Genomic DNA, 20,569 nt, shown 5'->3' with positions numbered 1-20,569 from the left:
GGCACGCAGGCTCAGCTCTCTGCCGGCGCCCCTGCCTGATGCTCCGGAGCGTCCTGCGCCGACCGCCACGCCGTCACCTGCGCCAGGGTCTGCGCCAGCTGCGCGCCGGAAAACGGCTTGCGCAGGAATGCATCCATGCCCGAGGCCAGCGAGCGCACCTCTTCGTCGCCGCCCGAACGCGCGGTGATCGCCACGATCGGCAGCCGCCGATGGCCCGACTCGCGCTGGCGCACCAGTCGCGCCACCTGAAACCCGTCTACGCCGGGCAGGTCCAGGTCCAGCAGCATCACATCGAAGGCGCAGGTGCTGAGTTCGGCCAGCGCGCCCAGGCCGTGCACCGCGCTCACCACGGTGTGTCCCTGGCCGTCGAGCAGGCCGCGGATCACCGCCGCCACGATCGCATCGTCCTCCACCAGCAGCACGCGCAGATGGTCGGCGACGGCCGCGGCCGGTGGCGCGGGCGGCGCGGCGGGTTCCGGCGGCGGAACCTCGGTGGTCTCCTGCAGGGGCAGGCGTACCCGGAACGTGCTGCCGTGGGCCAGCCGCGACTCCAGCTCGATCGACCCGTGCATCAGCGTGACCAGCTCGCGGCAGATCGCTAGCCCCAGGCCGCTGCCGGCGCCGCGGCGCGGCCCGCGCTCCTGCTCGAAGCGCTGGAACAGGCGCGACTGGCTGGCCTCGGGAATGCCCGGGCCGGTGTCGCGCACGCTGAAGGTCACGCCGTGGCTGGTGGACTCCGCCGCCAGCACCACGCCGCCGTATTCGGTGAACTTCACTGCGTTGCCGGTGAGGTTGAGCAAGATCTGCTTGATCCGCATCGCGTCGCCGAGCAGCCGTGGCGGCAGCGTCGGCGAGACCTGCAGCTCGAAGGTGATGCCCTTGCCTTGCGCCTGCGCCGCGGTAAGGTCGGCCACGTCCCGCAGCAGTTCGCGCGGATCGAACGGCGCCAGCTCCAGCTCGAAGCGGCCCGCTTCGATCCGCGCCAGGTCGAGCGCATCGTTGAGCAGCTTGAGCAGCATCGCGCCGGAGCGCTGCATGGCGCGCGCGTAGTCGTTCTGCTCCGCGCGCAGCGGCGTGGACAGCAGCAGCTCGGCCATGCCGATCACGCCGGTCATCGGCGTGCGGATCTCGTGGCTCAGCGTGGCCAGGAAGGTGGTCTTGGCCGCGCTGGACTGCTCGGCCAGCTGGCGCTGCTGTTCGGACAGCGCCAGCCGGTGCCGCTGCGCCAACCGCCGTTGCCACAGCCACAGCGCCCAGGCCACCACCAGTACCGCGCTCAGCGCATACGCCAGCCAGGCCCACCAACGCGCCCACGGCGGCGCGGCCACGTGGATGCGCAGCGGCTCGCCCAGCGTGACCCAGCGGTCGCTGGCGCCGGCGCCCATCACCTCCAGGGTGTAGTCGCCGGGCACCAGTCCGGCAAATTCGCGCTCGCCGCGGTTGCCTACCTCCACCCAACCCTGGTCCAGCCCGACCATGCGGAAGCGGTAACGGTTGGCGGTGGGGTCGATGTAGGAGAACAGGCGCGCCACCACGCTCATCTCGCGGTCGCGCCAGTCGATCCGCAGCACGCCGTCGGCGGGCAGTTCGCGCAGCTTGCCGTGGCGGCGCGCACGCACGCCGGTGATGTGCAGTGGCGGCGTGCTCTGCTGCTCGACGATGCGGTCGGGATTGAAGCCGATCACGCCGCCGAACGTGGGCGCGTAGATGGTGCCGTCGGCCAGGTGGCTGTAGCCACGGAAGAACTCGCCGTTGGCCAGCCCGTCCTGCAGCCCCAGCGCACGGAAGCGGCCGGTGCCCGGATCGAACCGCCACAGCCCGTCGCTGCCGAAGATCCACAACCGCTCGTGCGCATCGATGCGCAAGTCGACCACGTTGATCGAGGGCCAGCCCTCGTCCGCGCGCACACTACGATCGATCACCAGCGCGTCGCCGACCAGCCGGTAGTGCTCCAGGCCATCGCTGCGCGCCAGCCAGAACCCCTGCGGCGAGGTGTCGAACGCGTCGACCGGACGATCGTTGCGCACGCCCGGCACCGGCTCGAAATGCTCGTGCCGGGCATCCAGCCGCAGCAGGCCGCCGTCGCCGGCGTACCAGAACACGCCAAAGCGCAGCGTCATCTGGCTGCCCCAGCGCGCCTTCTCGGTGGCGCCGACGATAGGCACCGGGCTGACCGCCAACGTGCGCTGGTCGATGCGGAACAGGCCCTCGCCGAAAGTGCGCGCGTACAGACGTCCATCCGGGCCCACTTCCACCTCCAGCGGGCGACTGAAGTGCGCATGCGCGGGATCGACCTCGTCCAGCTTGCCGGCCGCATAGCGGTAGAGCGCGCCCTTGGTGGCGATCCACAGATTGTGCTGGGCGTCCTCGGTCATGCCGACCACGTCGCCGTACAGCCCCGACAGCACGTGCTGCACGCGGCCGGTCGATGGCTCGAGCTTGTCCACCCGGCCGCCGCGCTCGCCCACCCACACGGTTTCGTCGCGCGCGTGGGCCACCGCGGTGGCCATCGAGTCGCGCAGGCTCTCCGGCTCGTCGGGAATGTGCGTGTAGCGGCTCATCCCGTGCCAGCCCGGCGCGAGGTAGGCGACGCCGCCGTCGAACAGGGTGATCCACAGCCCGCCCTCGCGGCCCACGATCATCTTCCAGATCCAGGTGCCGGGCAGGTTGCCGTACAGCACCGGCTTGTCCATCACCGCGATCAACGGCTGGTGCGGCGCCTGCTGCAGGTACAGGCCCCGCTGGGTGCCGATCCACAGCCGGCCGTCGCGGTCGCGCACGCTGCTCATGATGTTGGTGGCCGGCAGGCCGGGCACCTCGAACGGACGCGCCACGTCGTCCTTGCCGACCAGGTAGAGCCCGCGCGTGGCGGCGATGCGGATCTCGTCGTCGCCGGCATTGCCGTCGATGGACCAGGCGTCTATCAGCGTCGGCTGCTCGGCGTGGATCGCGATGATGCGCCCGTCCGGCTCGCGCCGGAACACGCCGTGCGCGCTGCCGATCCACAACCGGTCATGGCGATCCACGAACAGCGAGGCGACCGCGCCGAAGCGCGCCGGCGTACCCGCGTCCGCCGGCGGCGCGAGGTGGTCGAAGTGCGTGCCGTCGGCACGCATCCGGTCCAGGCCTTCCTCGGTGCCCACCCACAGCGTGCCGTCGGCGGTCTGCGCCATGGTCCACACCTTGTCGGTGGCCAGGCTGGCCGGATTGGCCGGATCGTGCGCCCAGTGCGCGAAGGTGCCGGTGGCCGGCAGATACCGGTTGAGGCCCGCCTCCAGCCCGCCGGTCCACAGGCGCCCCTGGTGGTCCACCAGCAGCGACCCGACCGTGTTGTGCGGCAGCGAGCCGGGGTCGTCGGCCACGTGGTGGAAGGTTTCAAACTGCACGCCGTCGTAGCGCGCCAGCCCGCCCTTGGTGCCGAACCACATGGCGCCGGTGGGATCCTGCACCACCGCATAGACACTGCTGCTGGGCAGCCCGTCGGCGGAGCCGTAGCGGCGGAACTGCGGCGTGGGCAGCGCGCCGCTTGCCACCGGCGGATCGAACGCGCGGACCGGCGAGGGGGCGGCGAACCACGCCATTCCCAGCAACACCACCAGCCATGCCCGCATGTGTTTTCCCCGGTGCCGTCCAGCGGACGGCCGGGCCCGATGATGCCAAATCCGCGGCATCGTGTGGTCCGCTCTCAGGCCGGCACGGCGGCGGCGGCGATCGCAAGGTCCATCGCCCGCGCCAGCTGGTCGCCCGACAGCGGCTTGCGCAGGAAACCGTCCATGCCCGCCTCGCGCGTGAGCACCTCCTCGTTGCCGCCGGCGCGGGCGGTGATCGCCACGATCGGCAGGTGCTCGCCCGGCTGCTCGCGCTGGCGGATCAACCGGGCCAGCTGGAAGCCGTCCACGCCGGGCAGGTCCAGGTCCAGCAGCAGCACGTCGAACGGTCCGTTGCCGAGCTCGACCAGGGCTGCCAGGCCGTGCCCGACGTAGGTGATCGAATGGCCCTGGCGCTCGAGCAGGCCGCGGATCACCGCCGCCACGGTGACGTCGTCCTCCACCAGCAGCACGTGCAGCACGCGCTGGCGCCGCGCGCCCGCGGCCGGCGCCAGCGCCACCGGGTCGATCGGCTCGCGCAGCGGCAGGCGCACGCGGAAGGTGCTGCCGTACGCCAGCCGCGACTCCAGCTCGATCGAGCCGCGCATCAGCGTGACCAGCTCGCGGCAGATCGCCAGGCCCAGTCCGCTGCCGGCACGCCGCTGCGGCCCGTTCTCCTGCTCGAAGCGCTGGAACAGCCGCGACTGGCTGGCCTCCGGAATACCCGGACCGGTGTCGCGCACGCTGAACATCACGCCGTCGCGGTAGCGCTCGGCACCCAGCGTGACGCGCCCGCGCTCGGTGAATTTCACCGCGTTGGTGGTCAGGTTGAGCAGCACCTGCTCCACCCGCACCACGTCGCCGACCAGCGTGGCGGGCAGGTCGTCGGCGATCTGCAGTGCAAACTCCAGTCCCTTGGCCTGGGCCTGCGCACCGATCAGGTGGGCGATGTCCGCCAGCAGCTGGCGCGGCGAGAACGGCGCCGGATCGAGCTCGAACCGGCCCGCCTCGATGCGCGCCAGGTCGAGCGCGTCGTTGAGCAGCTTCAGCAGCATCACGCCGGATCGCTGCATGGCCTGGGCGTAGTCGTTCTGGTCCGGCTGCAGCGGCGTGGTCAGCAGCAGCTCGGCCATGCCGATCACGCCGGTCATCGGCGTGCGGATCTCGTGGCTCAGCGTGGCCAGGAACTGGGTCTTCGCGGCGCTGGCCTGTTCGGCCAGGAACCGTTGCTGCTCGGCCAGCTGGATCCGGTGGCGCTGCGCCACGCGGCGGCGCCAGGCCAGCGCCAGCGACACCGCGCCCAGCAGCAGCAGGCCCGCGTAGGCCAGCCAGGCCCACCAGCGCAGCCACGGCGGCGCCTGCACCTGGATCGACAGCGGCACGGCGAGCGCGCCCCACGGACCGGCCGGGCCGGCGGCCATGATCTCCAGCGTGTACTGGCCGGCGCCCAGGCCGGCGAACTCGCGCTCGCCGTGGGCGCCCACGTCGACCCAGTCGGTGTCGAAACCGCGCAGCCGGAAGCGGTAACGGTTGGCCGCCGGATTGATGTACGAAGACACCCGCGCCACGATCCGCAGGTCGCGATCGTGCCAGCCCACCGACACCTGCCGCCCATCCAGCGGCAGCGCGCGCATCGCGCCGTCGCGACGCACCGAGATCGCGCTCACCGCCACCGTCGGCGCCACCTGCAGCGGCGGCCGTGCGGCCAGTCGCTCCGGGCTGAAGCCGACCACGCCGCTCTTGGTGGCGCCGTAGATCATGCCGTTGGCGAGCAGCGCGGTGCGGTCATTGTCGAACTCGCCATCGAGCAGGCCGTCCTGCGCGCCGAAGCGGGTGAACCGCCCGCTGGACGGCTCGAACCGCCACAGGCCCTGGTTGGCGAACAGCCACAGGCGGTCCTCGCGGTCGGCGCGCATGCCCAGGATGTCGCGGCTCTGCCAGTCCACCGGCACCGGCGCCACCTGGTCGCGCAGGGCACGCCCGTCGACATAGCGGTAGTGCTCCAGCGCGTTCTCCCAGGCCACCCAGAAACCGCTGCTGTCCATCGCCACGGCCACCACGAACCGCCGCGGCACGCCCTCCACGAACACCATCCGGCGCTGGTCCGCGTCGTAGCGCAGCAGCCCGCCGGCGGTGGCATACCACGGCTCGCCGGCACGCGTGCACAGCACCGACACCTGCCGCAGCAGGTCGCCGTCGGGCATCGGCACGGGCTGCACCTGGCGGGTCTGGGTGTCGATGGCGAAGATGCCGTCGCCCCAGGAGGCGACGAAGATGCGCCCGTCGCTGGCGGCCACCACGCGGTTGGGTCGCGACGGGCCGTCGGCGCCGACGTCCAGCGGCACCGCCTTGCCGTCGGCCACGACGTACAGCGCGCCCTGCCCCACCGCCCACAGCTGGCCGCGTGCGTCCTCGGCCAGCGAGATGATCGAGTCGTCGAGGTGGCGCACCACGTGTTCGACGTGGCCGGTGGCCGGGTCGAGCTTGTCGATGCCGCCGACCTCCCCCACCCACAGCTGGTTGTCGCGGCTGAGCTGCACCACCTCGGCGGCGGTGGTGGCGAGGCTGGCCGGGTCGTCCGGCACGTGCGTCATGCGGCTGAAGCCGTCCCAGTTCGGGCCCAGGTACGCCACGCCGCCGTCGGCCACGGCAAACCACAGGCCGCCTTCGCGATCGCGCGCGATCTGCCAGATCCAGTCGGCGGGGAATCCGCCCGGCAGCAGCGGGTGGCCGGGGAAGGCGCGGAAGCGGCCGTCCGCCTCGCGCAACCACGCGCCGTCCTTGGTCCCCAGCCACAGCCGCCCGCGCTTGTCGCGCTGGCTGCTCATCGTGCGCACGCCATCGAGCTGCGGCGAGATCGGTCGGGCGACGCCGTCGTCGCCGATCTGCAGCAGCCCGTCGCTGGTGGCGATGCGCACATCGTTGCCGCCACCCTCGATGCGCCAGATCTTGCCCGGCGTGCCGCGGAGCGACGGATCCAGCGTTACCCGATGCAGGCTGCCGTCGCCGTCGCGCCGGTAGATCGCCTGCTCGGTGCCGATCCACAGGCGCCCGTTGTCCTCGGCCAGCAGCGCGCGGGTGGTGCCCAGGCCACGGTCGCCGGCACCGGCTGGCCGGGTGGTGTCCTGCACGTGGTCGAAGTGGCGGCCATCCTCGCGCAGCCGATCGAGCCCGCCCTCGGTCGCCACCCACAGCTGGCCGTCCGGCGTCTGCGCGATCGACCACACCTCGTCGTGCGACAGGCTGGCCGGATCGGCATCGTCGTGCTGCCAGTGCGTGAAGCCGCCGCGGGTCGGCTCGTAGCGACTCAGGCCGCCGGACACGCCGCCAGCCCACACGCGCCCGGCGCGATCCACCGTCACCGTGTAGATGGGATTGCTGGCGAGCGAATCGGGATCGGCCACGTCATGGCGGAACACGGTGAAGCCGACGCCGTCGTAGCGGGCCAGACCACTGGTGGTGCCGAACCACATGGCGCCCTGGTGATCCTGCGCCACCGCGTAGACCAGCGCGCCGGGCAGGCCGTCGGCCAGCCCGTAGCGGCGAAACTGCGGCGTGGCCAGCGGCAATGCCTGCGCCGGTGGCACCACGGCGGGCGACGCCGCGGGCGAGCCTGCGGGAGGGGCAGCCACGGCGGTGCCGGCCGCTGTCAGCAGCGCCAACCATCCTCCAAGCCAAACCGCCCGCATAAGACGTATCCCCTACAGCCCTGCGCCGCCGCAACACGCTCCCCGCGGACTGGCGCAAGCGGCAGATGATGCCAAAAAAAGCCCGCTCCGCCGACCCATGGCGTCTGCCCGCGATGACAGGGGCCTGGGAGCTGCACCTAGAATCGGGGCATGTCCCGTCGCCTGCGCCTGCTGCTCGCCGCCATCGCCATCGCCGCCCTGCTGTGGCTGCTGTTTGGCGCGGCCGAGCGCGCACTGGCGCTGGCGCAGCGTTTTCTCGCCCTGCCGGGCTGGCTGCAGTGGACCCTCGGGGCGGCGCTGGCGGGGTTTGCTGCGCTCGGGCTGGCAGTGCTGTGGTGGCTGCTGCGGCCCGCGCCCCGGCGGCGGCCGGTGCGCGCGCCGGATCGCGCCAGCCTGCAGGCGCGCATCGTGCGGTTGGGCGAGCACGGCGCCGACACGCAGCCGCTGCAGCATGAACTGGGCGAGCTGGATCGGCGAAAGACCAGCGGCCGCGTCTACGTTGCCCTGTTCGGCGAAATTTCCACCGGCAAGTCGAGCCTGTTGCGCGCGTTGGCGCCGCAGGCGATCGCACCCAGCGACGTGCGCGGCGGCACCACCCGCCAGGTGGCGCACGTCGACGGGCAACTCCCCGACGGCCGCACGCTGGTGCTGGCGGACGTGCCCGGCAGCCGCGAGGCCGGCGGCGAGGCGCACGAGGCGCTGGCGCGCGACGAGGCGTTGCGCGCGCATGCGGTGGTCTACCTCTGCGCCGGCGACCTCAGCCGCAGCCAGGCGCAGGAGGTGCGCTGGCTGGCGGGGTTCGGCAAGCCGCTGCTGCTGGCGCTGAACAAGGCCGACCAGTGGCGCGCGGACGAGCTGGACCAGCTCCTGCACCGCCTGCGCGAGCGCGTGCCCGAGGCCGCCGCGGTGGTGGCGATCAGCGCCGGCGGCAGCGAGCAGTTCCAGCGCCGGCTCGCGCACGATGGGGGATCGGAACGGGTGCAGCGCCAGCGCGCGCCGGCGATCGGGCCCCTGCTCGAGGCACTGTCGCGGCTCACCGCGCCGGGCGCGGACGCGCTGGAGCCGGCGCGGGAGAACGCCGTGCTGGCCGGCCTGCACGAACGTACCGGCTCGCTCGAGGCGCGCACGCGCAGCGAGCAGGCCGAGCAGGTGGTGCGCCGATACGCCCGCCGCGCGGTGGTCGGCGCGATGGCCGCGGTGGCACCGGGCAGCGACCTGCTGATCCAGGGCGCGCTCGCCGCAGCGCTGACGCGCGAGCTGGCGGCGCTGTACGAGGTGCGCGTGAGCGACGTGCAGATCGACGATTTCGTGCAACAGGCCAGGCTGACCGTGCGTACCGGCAGCTCGATCGTGCTGGCGATTGCCGGCAACGCGCTCAAGGCGTTCCCGGGCCTGGGCACGCTGGGCGGTGGCGTGCTGCACGCATTCGCCTACGCGCTGATCTTCGATGCCATGGGTCGCGCGCTGGCCGCGTCGCTCAGCGAGCGCCATGCGCTGGACCAGCACGACGCGGGCGACCGCCTGAAAACCCTGCTCACCGACGGCAACCGCACCCGGCTTGCCGCGATGGCCACGCTCACGGCGGACGCCCTGCGCGAACGCGCGCCGCGCATCGCCCGGGACTGATCAGGCACGCGGCCGATCCCGCGAACCCGGCCGCCGAGACGACGGCACCTGCATCGCGGCGTCGGACCGCCCTCTCGCCAAGTCAGGTCATCACGACACAATGTAAGGCCTACTTGACACCTGCGTCGCGGCAAATGTAAGGTTTGCTTGTCACAATGTCGCGTCGACCTTCCATTTGCGCGATCGCTGCGCCTTCCACCATCCATGCCACGGAGTGCTCGCCATGCTCGTTGCCAGCGGTTCCACCCGCGCCAGCCGTTCCGGTTTCTCCACCCGCCTGCTGCGCCTCGCGCTGGGGCTGGGCGCCCTGCTGTGCTCTACCGTGGCCGCGGCCGACCCTGCGCTGTGGCGGGTGACCGGGCCGCACGCCAGCATCTACCTCTACGGCACCGTGCACGTGCTGCGCCCCGCGCAGCCGTGGGACACGCCGGCGCTGGACAAGGCGCTCGCCGCCAGCGACGACCTCTGGCTCGAAGTACCCGATGCCGATGACGCGGCCAAGCTGCAGCCGATGATCCAGTCGCTCGGGCTGGATCCGGCGCACCCGCTGTCGGGCAAGGTCGATGCTGCCGACCTCGCCCGGGTGGACGCGGCGGCCAAGGCTGCCGGCATCGCTGCCGGCGAAAAGGCGCTGGAGCCGATGCGCCCGTGGCTGGTCAGCCTGTCGCTGGCCACGCTGCCGCTGCTGCAGGCCGGCTACGACCCCAAGAGCGGCGTCGAGATCAAGCTCAAGGCCAAGTCGGCTGAGCTGGGCAAGCCGGTGCGCGGGCTGGAGACGATGCAGCAGCAGATGCACTTCTTCGCCGACATGCCCCAGGCCACCGAAGTGGCGATGCTGCGCGCCACGCTGGACGACGTCGACGGCGGCGCCAAGCGGCTCGACCAGCTGGTCACCGCCTGGCAGGCGGGCGACGTGCCGACGATCGCCCGCATCACCAGCCAGTACATGGCCAAGCAGTCGCCGGCGCTCTACGACACGCTGATCGTCCAGCGCAACCGCGCCTGGGCGGACGCGCTGGACCAGCGGCTGAAAGGCCAGGGCACCAGCTTCGTGGCGGTAGGTGCGGCGCACCTCAACGGCGGGCCGGACAGCGTGCAGGCGCTGCTGACCCAGCGCGGCTACACGGTCGAACGGGTGCAGTAAGCCCACGGCGGCAGCGCCGCGCTCGCGCGGTGCTGCCCCAGGTCGCCGTCACGGCGACCCCTCGCGGAGAAACGATCCATGGAAAACCGGCTGCGCGTGCTGCGCGCGGAACAGGGCTGGAGCCAGGCCGAGCTCGGCGACCGCATCGGCGTGTCGCGCCAGGCGGTCAACGCCATCGAGACCGGCAAGCACGATCCCAGCCTGCTGCTCGCTTTCAAGATTGCCGACGTGTTCGGACAGACGGTCGAGGCCGTCTTCCGGCCCGATCTCACCCCTGCAACGGGAGCCTCCCAACATGAATAACGAAGCCGCTACCAAGTCACGCAAGCGCCGCAACACTGCCGTGCTGGCCGTGGCCGGCATGATTGTCGGTGCGCCGTTCGGTTATCTCGTCGGCCGGCTGGTCAAGCACGGCGCGCCCGGGCTGCACTTGGCGTGGTCGGACGTGGCCGCCCTGGCGATTGCCGCGTGGATGATCGCCACCGGGCTGGCCATCCTGGTGGCCGGTTCCAACCGCCGCATCGCCGGACGCATGGCCGACCCGGCCGAACCGCGTCCTGCCACGCCGGCGCAGATGCGCTTCTACCGCACACAAAGCGTCGTGCTGCTGCTCGCCGGCGTGCTGCTCGCGCTGCCGGTGCTGGTGGGGCTGCTGCCCGGCGGTGCATCCAGCACCATGCGCATGGCTGCGATGGCGCTGATCGTGGGGCTGTTCGCCCTGCAGACGTTCTGGAACTACGCCATCTGGCGCCAGTCGGACGAGTTCCTGCGCGCCCTGGTGGCCGACGGCTCGATCATCTGCTTCTGGGTGCTGCAGTCGGCGCTGCTGCTGTGGGCATCGGGCGAGAAGCTCGGCCTGCTGCCGGCGGCCAGCCTGTGGGACGCCCTGGTGGTGATGATGGCCGTGTACCTGGTGGTGAGCGCCACGCTGTCGATCCGACGCGGCATGCATTGAGATCCGCCGCCGTCGAGGGCATGCCGCATGAAAAGACAGCGCATTTTCATATTTGCCGTGCTGATCGCCGGCTTCACGCTGATGTTCGCCGCCGTGTCCGGCGCCAGCCGCACCGGCCTGCTGACCGCGCTGGCCATGGGGCTTGCCGTGGGAGTGTCCTGCGCGCTGGCGCTGACGGCCACGGCAAGGCCTTCGGCGAGCTGCCGCAGGAGCCGGCGGCCGCCCGCCCACCGCTAGCATGGCGCAGCGCGGCTCCTGCCCTGCGGCCAACCACCGCGGGGCAGGACAATCTGTTCGCCGAGGCACGCTGGAACCGTCATCGACAATCATCCAGACTGCGGCGATGGGCTCGCTCCGCTTACTTCGCCATGTCGCCGTCGCGCTTGCCGCCGTGACGTGGGCTGTCCCCGCCCACGCCGCGCTGCAGAACTACCGCTACGACACCGTGCACAGCCAGGTGCTTTTCAGCATCACCCACGACGGCTACTCGCGGCCGTTTGGACGGCTGCACGTGAGCCGCGGCTGGCTCAAGTTCGATCCGGACGACTGGGCATCCTCGTCCACCGAGCTGGACATTGACCTCACCAGCCTGGACATGGGCGACGCGGACTGGAATCGCGCCGTACTCAAGCCCGCGCTGCTGGATGGCGCCGGGCATCGCTATGCACATTTCGCGAGCACCTCGGTGGAGCGCACCGGCGACCGCCACGGCGTGCTGCACGGCACGCTCACCCTGCGCGGCGTGAGCCGGCCACTGGATATCGCCTTCACCTTCAACCGGCTGGCCACCACCATCTACGGCATGCACACGGTGGCCGGTTTCTCCGGCCGCACCACGCTGCACCGTCGCGACTTCGGCATCACCGCGTTCGCCAACTCCATCGGTGACGACGTGGTGGTGTGGCTGGAGATCGAGGCGATCCGCGACGACGGCGCGGACGCCACACCGGCTCCGGCCACCCCCAGCGGCAAGGAACACCCATGAGCCTGCGCAGTACCGAACACCAGTGGGGCAGTGTCGCGAAGTTCTTCCACTGGACCATGGCGCTGGCGATCCTGATCAACGGCGTGTGGGGCCTGCTGATGACCGACATGGCCCCGTCGATGAGCAAGATCAGCGTGTACGCCTGGCACAAGTCGATCGGCCTGACGGTGCTGGCGCTGTTCGCGCTGCGGCTGATGTGGCGCGCGCTGGACCGCCGCCCGCGCGAGGAGCCGGCACCGCGCTGGCAGCAGCTCGCCGCCCACGCCACCCACGGCGTGCTGTACCTGATGATCGTGGCGATACCGCTGTCCGGCTGGTGGTTCAACTCGCTGCGCGGTTTTCCGCTGCAGTGGTTCAAGCTGTTCAACCTGCCGGCCATCGCCGGCAAGGACGAAGCGCTGGCCAAGACCGTCCACGAAGTGCACGAGCTGCTGTTCTGGGCGCTGCTGCTGATCCTGGTGGTGCACGTGGGCGCGGCGCTCAAGCACCACGTGTTCGACAACGACAACGTGCTGCGCCGGATGCTTCCGTTTGGCCGTCCGCGCCGCGTCGCCCCGCCCGAAGGAGACACCCCATGAAAACGCACGCCATCCATCGCCTTGCCCTGCTCGTGTGCGCCCTTGCCCTGCCGGCAGCCGCCTCGGCCACGGACTACGCGATGCAACCGGCCGGCAGCACGCTCGGCTTCAGCGGCAGCTTCCAGGGTGCGCCGTTCGACGGCCACTTCGAGCGCTTCGACGCGGCGATCAGCTACGACCCGGCCCATCTGGACGCATCGAAGTTCGACGTAACCGTGGACCTCGCCAGCGCCAGGACCGGCGATGGCGACCGCGACAGCGCCCTGCCCGGCAGCGACTTCTTCGACGTGGCGAAATTTCCCAAGGCGCACTACGTCACCACCGGCTTCCACAAGAGCGGCAACCAGGTCATCGCCGACGGCACGCTCACCCTGCACGGCGTGACCAAGCCGGTGAGCCTCACGGTGGACTTCAAACCCACAGCCGCCGGCGCCACGCTGGACGTGGCCGGTACCGTGCAGCGGCTGGACTTCGGCGTGGGCGGCGGCGACTACGCCGACACCTCGGTGATCGCCAACGACGTGAAGGTCACCGGCCACCTCCAGCTGACGGCGAAGTAAGCGCCGCGATGGAGCGCGATGCGCTCTGGCGGCGCCTGCGTGGCTGGTTCCGCCCAGCCGCGCCGACGCCCGCCGAGGTACCCACGCCCCGTGCCGGCGATGCCTCCAGCCGCGTCGCCGAGAGCCTGCGCGGCCTGCTCGACGATCCGGCCGTGCCCGCCTCGGTGCGCAGCGAGATGGCGGCCGACTTCGCCCGCATCGAGGCGATGCTGGCGCGGCTGGAGAACGGCGAGCTGCACGTGGCCGTGTTCGGCCGCGTGTCCGCCGGCAAGTCGGCGCTGGGCAACGCGCTGCTGGGGCGCGAGGCGTTCACCGTCGGCGTTTTGCACGGCACCACGGTGGAGGCCGAACAGGCCACGCTGGACGAAGCGGCCAACGACGGCCTGGTGCTGATCGACACCCCCGGCATCAACGAGCTGGACGGCGAAGCCCGCGAGAAGCTCGCCTTCGACGTCGCCGAAATTAGCGACCTGGTGGTGTTCGTCTGCGACGGCGATCTCACCCGCGAAGAACTCGACGCACTGCGCACACTGGCGCAGACCCAGCGCCCCATGCTGCTGGCGCTGAACAAGGCCGACCGCTACCACGACGACGAGCGCGAGTCTCTGCTGGACCATCTGCGCGAGCGCGTAGCCGGCCTGGTGCAACCGCACGACGTGATCGCCGTGGCCGCACGCCCGGCACCGCAGCGCGTGGTGCAGGTGGACGCGCGCCAGCGCGAACATATCCACGAACAGGCCCTGCCACCGCAAGTGGCCTCGCTGCGCGAACGCCTGCTGGCGATCGCCGCGCGCGAGGGCAAGACCCTCTCCGCCGTCAACGCCGGCCTCTACGCCGGCCGCCTCACCGACCAGGTCAGCGCCCGCATCGCCGAAACCCGCCGCACCGTGGCAGCCAAGCTGATCCGCCAGTACTGCCTGGCCAAGGGCGTGGCGGTCGCACTCAACCCGATTCCCGTCGCCGACCTGCTCGCCGCCGCCGGCCTGGACGCAGCGATGGTCGTGCAGCTCTCGCGCATCTACGGCCTGCCGCTCACCCGCGCCGAATCCGGCCGCCTCGTCGCCACCATCTCCGCCCAGCTCGCCGCGCTGATGGCCGCCATCTGGGGCATGCACCTGGTCGCCTCCGCCCTCAAGGGCGTCAGCGCCGGCCTCTCCGTCGTCGCCACCGCCGCCGCCCAAGGCGCCCTCGGCTGGTACGCCACCGTCCTCATCGGCCGCGCCGCCGAGCGCTATCTGATCGCCGGCAAATCCTGGGGCGAACAGGGCGCCAAGCGCGCCGTGGCGGACGTCGTTGCGAGCCTGGATCGCGATTCGATTTTGCGCGAGGCGCGGGAGGAGATACTCAAGCGTTTGAAGGCGCGGAGCGCTTGATCCTGAGTCATCAAGCAAGTGAGCGACCGCTTTTGACCTATAGCGGACCTGACCAAAAGCGACCACGAGAAGAGTTCTAGACCAAGGGAGGGGCATACAATGAAGACCACTACGTAGCTGTGCTGGTTCTCGTCTTGGCGTCGAATGTCGTACCGCCAACGCTGTTTACTAGGCCCACATTCACGGTGGAGTAAAGGCTAAACACTATGAAGGTTCGCCCTATGCATATCCGCTCAGATCTAGACGGACTTCCGCAAATGCGCACGACAATGAAGAGCCCCAGATGACTGCTGTCGATTTGCGCTACTTGGAAGGTCGTGCGGCAATTGGTGAACGGATTCGAAGACACTCGGGCGGCCACGCTAACGACAGTCAAAAGTCGTTCGCAGCGTCGTGCCTTCTACATGGTCGTCTGTTCTGGGAGTCGGCTTCTTCCGCGACATTAGAAACAAAACCTCTGCTGCTCTATTACGGTGCCGCCGCATATGCAAAGGCACTTGTGATCGCGTTTACAGGATGCAGGCCGGAGGACTTGCGCCAGTCCCACGGACTTCGATGCTCCGCGAAGCACAGCGAAAAAATTGCTGAATTCTGCATTCAAGCGGAAGGCTTCGGGCTATTTCAGCAGTTCAACGACGTTGTGGCATCGCAGAACCATGTTCAGTTTTTCGAGGGCACAAGCGCCCGATCGAAGGTCATCCCGACGACAGCATCCGTTAAACTAGGAAATCTGGAGCTGACACTAAGCGACTGCTTCTCGCGCATTCCTGACTTGAAATCCGTTTACGAATTATGCACTGGAAAACCATCAAAGGCTCAACATCTCCAATTTGACAGCGACACCTATAGTCAAGGCGGATTTGGCGTTAGGATCTATGTGCCGCAATTATATGATGGTGCCGAATCGCTGCAAGGCGTCATCACTTCAGTGAGAAACAGGGTTCCATTCTTGAGCCAATGGCGACTCAAGGCTGCCGATAAGGCTTGGGACAACTCGGTATTGCAGTTCGAGAACATTGTGCCCGACACTCATGAATTCGCACCTCTGACAGACAGTGCAAGCCACTATCGCTGCGATACGCCTGGAGTCGCATTCGACCCCTTCGACCACTTCGCGCCTTTGGCGGGAGGCTGGGGCGGAACCCAAGCCTACGTAGAAGGCATCGACGGCGACCAAGTTTCCGAGTTCAGCCTGATGCTCGCTTCTCTTCTAGGACTCAGCTCTTTAGTTCGCTATTTCCCCCACATTTGGACCGCCTGTGTTTATAGGCAGCCGATTTCCAACAGGCCTGTTGACGACATGCTACTGCCAGTGATCGAGCAATTTCTTGACAATGTTACAAGACGATTTCCTGCCCTAGTTACCCATCTTCTTCTTAACTAAGACGATGCCGATGAGTCTGCTTTCCAAAGCTGTGATTCGGGCTACCGGGCGGATGCGCGTTACCTAGTAGCGAGTCAAGGAGTGAAATTCCACCTTGTCGAAGACCGCTTCCGACCCAAAGCGGCCACTTCAAGGCTACGGCTCGCCATCCGTTTATATCTCCGATTGTTACCCGGGCGTGGCAATGATAAGCTCGTGAAAGAGCAATGGGGTGCGCCAGACTCTCTTGGCATAACCAATTGTGTATGCCCGGATCTGCCGGCCCTTATATTCGCTAGTTAGAACTGGAATGGACACCAAGCTGCCTCGTGAGATATCGCGCCCCACTGCATCCCACTGCGCTGCCTTGTTTTACGGGACGCTGTCCAATCTCATCTGGAAAGGAAGCGACAATTTCATCGAGGGCCAAGGTACTCTGACTTTCCTTCGGTACAAAGGGCACCTGTTCGGCGTCACCAACGAGCATGTGGTAAAGAAGGCGATCGACGCCTATGAAGACAAAACCGATCAATACGTGTTTCTTGTGGCGCTGCAGAAACATGAGCAAATTCGTGCCATGCCAATTGCGCGTTTCACTCAAGATGATCCCCATGTGCCCTTCGATCTTGCTATCTTTCGCTTGCCTGAATGCTTCTTGGATGGTAGCGACAAGACCCCGATCAACCTGAATCAATCGACCCCGATACTATTGGCGCCAGGTTCGAAAGGACTGGCGGTCGGATTTCCCGGTTCGCATCGGAAGGTTGTTAGTCCCCAAACGATGTCGCATCGGCTTTTTCATGTCGTAGCAACATGCCACGGTATTTCCGACCGAAAGATAATTCTGCAAGATGCGTTTGATCAGCCCGGCCCAGAGCATAGATTTGGCGGAATGAGCGGAGGCCCTGTCTTTGCCCTGACCGGTGATCACAACTACGAGTTTCAAGGCATTCTGTTCGAAGGTCGGGGGTTCGGTGATGTTGGACCTGATGACCTTCCCGGTACAGAGAATTGGATATGGGCCTTCCCGTTTTCTGGGGAGCTCTTGGAAAGAGCTTGTGAGGGAAGTGGACTTGAGTTCTAACAATTTGCTGCCGCTGATGCGCGCCGCTTAACTCATCATTGGGAGGAGTTATGGAAGCCATTACGTGCATTGGTCGCGACGGGCTCTCGAGAACTTATCAGTATTCAGTGACTAAGGACGACCTACGAGAAGAGTGGTGCTACCGGGTAAGATCGAACCCGCCGCTAGCATCTAACGAAGCATTCGAAATAACTGTCTCAGAAGTATCTGATGCAGAAGTTAGAGTGACCGCAATGTATCACCACGGAGAGCCAGCATATGTCGCAATGGGAATACCAGATGCGTTATTGCCGGCGATACATAGGGAGCTTGGAAGAATTGTGTCATCCAGTCCTCGTATGGGGGGCGGCAACGTCTACCGTACTAGTGATGCGACGAAAGTATGGAATAGGCTGCGAGAATCTGGCATTGCATCGTATAGCGAGTCAGAGGACGTGTATCGGATATCGTAATAATGGGTCCGACGAGGACGCTGGCCAAGCCCGAGCCGGCTAACCTGATCGCTGACCGGCTGCTTCTGGCCGAATTGAGACATTCGCGATATTAGAAAGCCCCGCTCGCAGCGGGGCTTTCTTGCTCTCGGTTCTACGGCTTTCGCCGCTGCGCAGCTGTGGCGTTCCGAGTGCGGGCCAGGATGGCCCGCGGCTCTACCGGGGCCCCTGTGCGGCGGTGAGGTGGGGTCGATGAGGCCCGCAGGGGAGTCGACAGGGATGTCGGCTCCTTTTCGTCAGGACAGGAGTCCTGTCGAAAAGCCCGGCCTTGGCTCACGGACTTGCCGGGCAGGGATGCCCGGCAAGCGCCAAGCGGGGTGGCCTTCTCTTTGGTTACTTTCTCTTGGCCACGCAAGAGAAAGTGACTCGGGCCGCGAAGCGGTTCGAAACGCCGTTGCTCCTTCCACGGGCACAAGAAGGCGCACAACGAAAAAAGACACTGGACCCCAGCCTTCGCTGGGTGACGGCTAGGAAGATGTCGGCATTGGCGGGACGATCCCGCCATGCACGCTGCACCATGACAGGCGGACAGACCTACTGCGCCGGCCGCGCCAGGAATGCGCGCACCTGCCCCGCATCGAACGGCCAATCCAACTCCCGCCCATCGCGCACATCCCGCAGCACCGGCACCCGCGTGCCGTAGCGCGCCTCCAGCTCCGCGCTGTCGTCCACCCAGGCGCTATCGAAATCCGGCGCACGCGCCTCGGCCATCACCGCCAGCGCCTGGTCGCACAGGTGGCAGTAGTCGCGCTGGTAGAGGATCAGGTGGCTCATCAACACACGCCTGCGTACAGACGCCCTCACGGGCATGCCGCGTAGAATAGCCGACCCCTTCTCCCCGACTTTGCGTTGTTTTTCCTATGGCTGTGAGCGTCTTCGACCTGTTCAAGATCGGCATCGGGCCGTCCTCCTCCCACACGGTGGGGCCGATGCGCGCGGCGGCGCGCTTCGTCGAGCGCTGGCTGGAGGAAAAGGGCGTGTTCGACCGGGTGGCGCGCGTGCGGGTGGAACTGCACGGCTCGCTGGCCATGACCGGCCGCGGCCACGGCACCGACACCGCGGTGCTGCTGGGGCTGGAGGGCGCGCACCCGGACACGGTCGATCCGGACGCGATTCCCGAGGCGCTCAGGCGCATCCGCTCCAGCGGCCGGCTGATGCTGCTGGGCAAGCGCGAGATCGCGTTCGACGAGAAGGCCGACCTGATTTTCAACAAGCGCCAGAAGCTGCCGTTCCACACCAACGGCATGCGCTTCACCGCTTACGACGCCGACGGCGCCGAGCTGGCCACGCGCGATTACTACTCGGTCGGCGGCGGCTTCGTGGTGAACCACGACGAGGCGGCCGAGGACCGCATCGTGGCCGACACCACCGAGCAGCCCTACCCTTTCTCCAGCGGCGACGAGCTGCTGGCGCTGTGCGAGAAGCACCAGCTGAGCATTGCCCAGCTGATGCTGGCCAACGAGAGCGTGTGGCGGCCCGAGGCCGAGACCCGCGCCGGCCTGCTGACGATCTGGCAGGCGATGCAGGATTGCGTAGCCCGCGGGCTGCGCTCACCCGGCGTGCTGCCGGGCGGGCTGAAGGTGGCGCGGCGCGCCCCGGCAATGGCGGTGGAGCTGCGCAATCAGCCCGAGGCCGCGCTGAAGGATCCGCTGACCATCCTGGACTGGGTCAACCTGTACGCGCTGGCGGTGAACGAGGAGAACGCGGCCGGCGGTCGCGTGGTGACCGCGCCCACCAACGGGGCGGCCGGCATCGTGCCGGCGGTGCTGATGTACTACAAGCATTTCTGCGCGCGCTTCGACGAGAAGGGCGTGGTCGATTTCCTGCTGACGGCGGGCGCGATCGGCATTCTCTACAAGGAGAACGCCTCGATCTCCGGCGCCGAGGTCGGCTGCCAGGGCGAGGTGGGCGTGGCCTGCTCGATGGCCGCCGGCGGCCTCACCGCGGCGCTGGGCGGGAACGTGTGGCAGGTGGAGAACGCCGCTGAGATTGGCATGGAGCACAACCTGGGCCTCACCTGCGACCCGATCGGCGGGCTGGTGCAGATCCCGTGCATCGAGCGCAATGCGATGGGCTCGGTGAAGGCTATCAACGCCAGCCGCATGGCGCTGAAAAGCGACGGCAAGCACCGTGTGTCGCTGGACAAGGTGATCGCCACCATGCGCGCCACCGGGCGCGACATGAAGGACAAGTACAAGGAAACCTCGCGCGGCGGCCTGGCGGTGAACGTTATCGAATGCTGAGGGTGGAGGCGCGCCTGCGCTCCCGTGCGCCGGTGCGGTGAACGGGTTCGGCTGCGCGGCGTCCACCTGCACGGATCGCGTTCCAGGCGGCGAGCGCGTGCTGCAGGCGACGTTCGCCATGATTGCCAGGAGGGCGGGTTGGGGAGGTAGGTGCGCGGGGGCTTGCGCGTCGGACGCGCGGGTTTGGGTGGCCGCCACCTGCGCCTGGCGCGCGGCTGAGACGGCGAAGGTCATGCGGGCAACGCCCGCACCGCCGCGGTAGCGGGGCGAGTGGCGGCAGTCCCCGCGCGCGAAGGCATCCGGTTGAAGTCTGTGTCTGCAGCCTGCCGCTGCGGCTGGGGGCGACGGTGCCTGGAGCCGGCTGGTGCGCGGGGCATGCAAGCGAAGCGTGCAAGCGAAGGTGGATTCCCGCGTGCGCGGGAATGACGGCCGGGGGCGCGGGTGAGCGCTGGCAATGCGCTCGGGTGAAGGCCGGGAATGCGCTGGTGAGGGGCGCGTCAGCGCGGGGGCGCGGGGGCTGGAGCGTGGCGCCAGTGACGGTTGGGATGCGGGCGGGAGTGACGGCCGGCCCGTGCGCGGGATTGGCGGCTGGAGCGTGCGCGGGAGGAGCGGCTGGCGTCTGGAGTGCGCCCGCCGTCCGCAGGACCGGTGCCGTGGAAATGGTGCGGCGCGGTGAGGTGGCCGGCCGTCGGCGGCGGCGCGTCCCACGGCGCGTGCGGTCGCGCCACCGCGGCAAAGATGCGAACGCCCGGGGTGCCGGCGCGGCGTGACAGCCCCGGCCCACTTTGCCACTATCGTGGTTTTCGATAGCGGCGATCCTCGCCGCACAGGGGTTGATCGATGGCAAACCAGAGTTCCATCCGCCGCGACGTGGGGCCGATGGCCCTGATG

At 68.4% G+C, this 20,569-nt stretch carries 15 protein-coding genes; 12 read left to right on the top strand and 3 right to left on the bottom strand.

Features of this window, described 5'->3' with window-relative positions:
* Positions 1-11 precede the first annotated feature (11 nt).
* Together VFG40_RS05655 and VFG40_RS05650 are read right to left on the bottom strand one after the other, a co-directional pair.
* Positions 12-3,611: a hybrid sensor histidine kinase/response regulator gene (locus VFG40_RS05655; RefSeq protein WP_324895788.1), complete on the bottom strand. Its 3,600-nt coding sequence runs from the start codon at positions 3,609-3,611 to the stop codon at positions 12-14.
* A 74-nt stretch (positions 3,612-3,685) separates the two neighbouring features.
* Entirely contained in the window at positions 3,686-7,219 is a 3,534-nt protein-coding gene (locus VFG40_RS05650; protein WP_324895786.1) for a hybrid sensor histidine kinase/response regulator, read from the bottom strand.
* A gap of 207 nt (positions 7,220-7,426) precedes the next feature.
* On the opposite strand from VFG40_RS05650, the gene VFG40_RS05645 reads away from it, so the two are divergent.
* The 11 genes from VFG40_RS05645 to VFG40_RS05595 all read left to right on the top strand — a co-directional run bounded on the left by VFG40_RS05645 (position 7,427) and on the right by VFG40_RS05595 (position 16,944).
* Positions 7,427-8,902 carry a GTPase gene (locus tag VFG40_RS05645; RefSeq protein WP_324895784.1) on the top strand — a complete coding sequence of 492 codons (1,476 nt, stop codon included), beginning with the start codon at positions 7,427-7,429 and terminating at the stop codon, positions 8,900-8,902.
* A gap of 223 nt (positions 8,903-9,125) precedes the next feature.
* Positions 9,126-10,046, top strand: coding sequence for a TraB/GumN family protein (locus VFG40_RS05640; RefSeq protein ID WP_324895782.1), 921 nt, complete (start codon positions 9,126-9,128; stop codon positions 10,044-10,046).
* 78 nt (positions 10,047-10,124) lie between these two features.
* Positions 10,125-10,349: a helix-turn-helix transcriptional regulator gene (locus tag VFG40_RS05635; protein ID WP_324895780.1), complete on the top strand. Its 225-nt coding sequence runs from the start codon at positions 10,125-10,127 to the stop codon at positions 10,347-10,349.
* Positions 10,342-11,001 (top strand): hypothetical protein, encoded by a 660-nt coding sequence (locus VFG40_RS05630; protein ID WP_324895778.1) that lies wholly within the window; start codon positions 10,342-10,344, stop codon positions 10,999-11,001. Before VFG40_RS05635 ends, VFG40_RS05630 begins: the two co-directional genes overlap by 8 nt.
* Positions 11,002-11,028: 27 nt before the next feature.
* Positions 11,029-11,238 carry a hypothetical protein gene (locus VFG40_RS05625; protein ID WP_324895776.1) on the top strand — a complete coding sequence of 70 codons (210 nt, stop codon included), beginning with the start codon at positions 11,029-11,031 and terminating at the stop codon, positions 11,236-11,238.
* Positions 11,239-11,392: 154 nt separating this feature from the next.
* Complete coding sequence (locus VFG40_RS05620) at positions 11,393-11,986, top strand: YceI family protein (RefSeq protein WP_324895774.1); 594 nt, start codon at positions 11,393-11,395, stop codon at positions 11,984-11,986.
* The gene (locus tag VFG40_RS05615; RefSeq protein WP_324895773.1) at positions 11,983-12,564 is read left to right on the top strand and encodes a cytochrome b; all 582 of its coding nucleotides are present in this window, start codon (positions 11,983-11,985) and stop codon (positions 12,562-12,564) included. The genes VFG40_RS05620 and VFG40_RS05615 overlap by 4 nt, the downstream gene beginning before the upstream one ends.
* An 11-nt stretch (positions 12,565-12,575) precedes the next feature.
* Complete coding sequence (locus VFG40_RS05610) at positions 12,576-13,124, top strand: YceI family protein (protein ID WP_324895878.1); 549 nt, start codon at positions 12,576-12,578, stop codon at positions 13,122-13,124.
* Positions 13,125-13,132: 8 nt separating this feature from the next.
* Positions 13,133-14,497, top strand: a complete 1,365-nt coding sequence (locus VFG40_RS05605) for a DUF697 domain-containing protein (protein WP_324895772.1) — start codon at positions 13,133-13,135, stop codon at positions 14,495-14,497.
* 283 nt (positions 14,498-14,780) lie between these two features.
* Complete coding sequence (locus tag VFG40_RS05600) at positions 14,781-15,881, top strand: YaaC family protein (RefSeq protein WP_324895770.1); 1,101 nt, start codon at positions 14,781-14,783, stop codon at positions 15,879-15,881.
* A 289-nt stretch (positions 15,882-16,170) separates the two neighbouring features.
* Positions 16,171-16,944 (top strand): S1 family serine peptidase, encoded by a 774-nt coding sequence (locus tag VFG40_RS05595; protein WP_324895768.1) that lies wholly within the window; start codon positions 16,171-16,173, stop codon positions 16,942-16,944.
* A gap of 1,025 nt (positions 16,945-17,969) precedes the next feature.
* Here VFG40_RS05595 and VFG40_RS05590 read toward each other — a convergent pair.
* The gene (locus VFG40_RS05590; protein ID WP_324895766.1) at positions 17,970-18,209 is read right to left on the bottom strand and encodes a glutaredoxin family protein; all 240 of its coding nucleotides are present in this window, start codon (positions 18,207-18,209) and stop codon (positions 17,970-17,972) included.
* Between the two features lie 86 nt (positions 18,210-18,295).
* On the opposite strand from VFG40_RS05590, the gene VFG40_RS05585 reads away from it, so the two are divergent.
* The gene (locus tag VFG40_RS05585; protein WP_324895764.1) at positions 18,296-19,678 is read left to right on the top strand and encodes an L-serine ammonia-lyase; all 1,383 of its coding nucleotides are present in this window, start codon (positions 18,296-18,298) and stop codon (positions 19,676-19,678) included.
* The last annotated feature ends 891 nt before the right edge of the window (positions 19,679-20,569 follow it).

Source organism: Dyella sp., from assembly GCF_035685805.1.
GTDB lineage: Bacteria > Pseudomonadota > Gammaproteobacteria > Xanthomonadales > Rhodanobacteraceae > Dyella_A.
The sequence above is the reverse complement of the archived record's forward strand: the minus strand, read 5'-3'. Positions and strand labels throughout refer to the sequence as shown.

What these genes read in the sequence shown, in the direction of transcription:
- VFG40_RS05655 (WP_324895788.1), bottom strand. Translation starts at nt 3,611, where the DNA reads ATGCGGGCATGGCTGGTGGTGTTGCTGGGAATGGCGTGGTTCGCCGCC.
- VFG40_RS05645 (WP_324895784.1), top strand. Translation starts at nt 7,427, where the DNA reads ATGTCCCGTCGCCTGCGCCTGCTGCTCGCCGCCATCGCCATCGCCGCC.
- VFG40_RS05640 (WP_324895782.1), top strand. Translation starts at nt 9,126, where the DNA reads ATGCTCGTTGCCAGCGGTTCCACCCGCGCCAGCCGTTCCGGTTTCTCC.
- VFG40_RS05635 (WP_324895780.1), top strand. Translation starts at nt 10,125, where the DNA reads ATGGAAAACCGGCTGCGCGTGCTGCGCGCGGAACAGGGCTGGAGCCAG.
- VFG40_RS05630 (WP_324895778.1), top strand. Translation starts at nt 10,342, where the DNA reads ATGAATAACGAAGCCGCTACCAAGTCACGCAAGCGCCGCAACACTGCC.
- VFG40_RS05625 (WP_324895776.1), top strand. Translation starts at nt 11,029, where the DNA reads ATGAAAAGACAGCGCATTTTCATATTTGCCGTGCTGATCGCCGGCTTC.
- VFG40_RS05615 (WP_324895773.1), top strand. Translation starts at nt 11,983, where the DNA reads ATGAGCCTGCGCAGTACCGAACACCAGTGGGGCAGTGTCGCGAAGTTC.
- VFG40_RS05605 (WP_324895772.1), top strand. Translation starts at nt 13,133, where the DNA reads ATGGAGCGCGATGCGCTCTGGCGGCGCCTGCGTGGCTGGTTCCGCCCA.
- VFG40_RS05600 (WP_324895770.1), top strand. Translation starts at nt 14,781, where the DNA reads ATGACTGCTGTCGATTTGCGCTACTTGGAAGGTCGTGCGGCAATTGGT.
- VFG40_RS05595 (WP_324895768.1), top strand. Translation starts at nt 16,171, where the DNA reads ATGGACACCAAGCTGCCTCGTGAGATATCGCGCCCCACTGCATCCCAC.
- VFG40_RS05590 (WP_324895766.1), bottom strand. Translation starts at nt 18,209, where the DNA reads ATGAGCCACCTGATCCTCTACCAGCGCGACTACTGCCACCTGTGCGAC.
- VFG40_RS05585 (WP_324895764.1), top strand. Translation starts at nt 18,296, where the DNA reads ATGGCTGTGAGCGTCTTCGACCTGTTCAAGATCGGCATCGGGCCGTCC.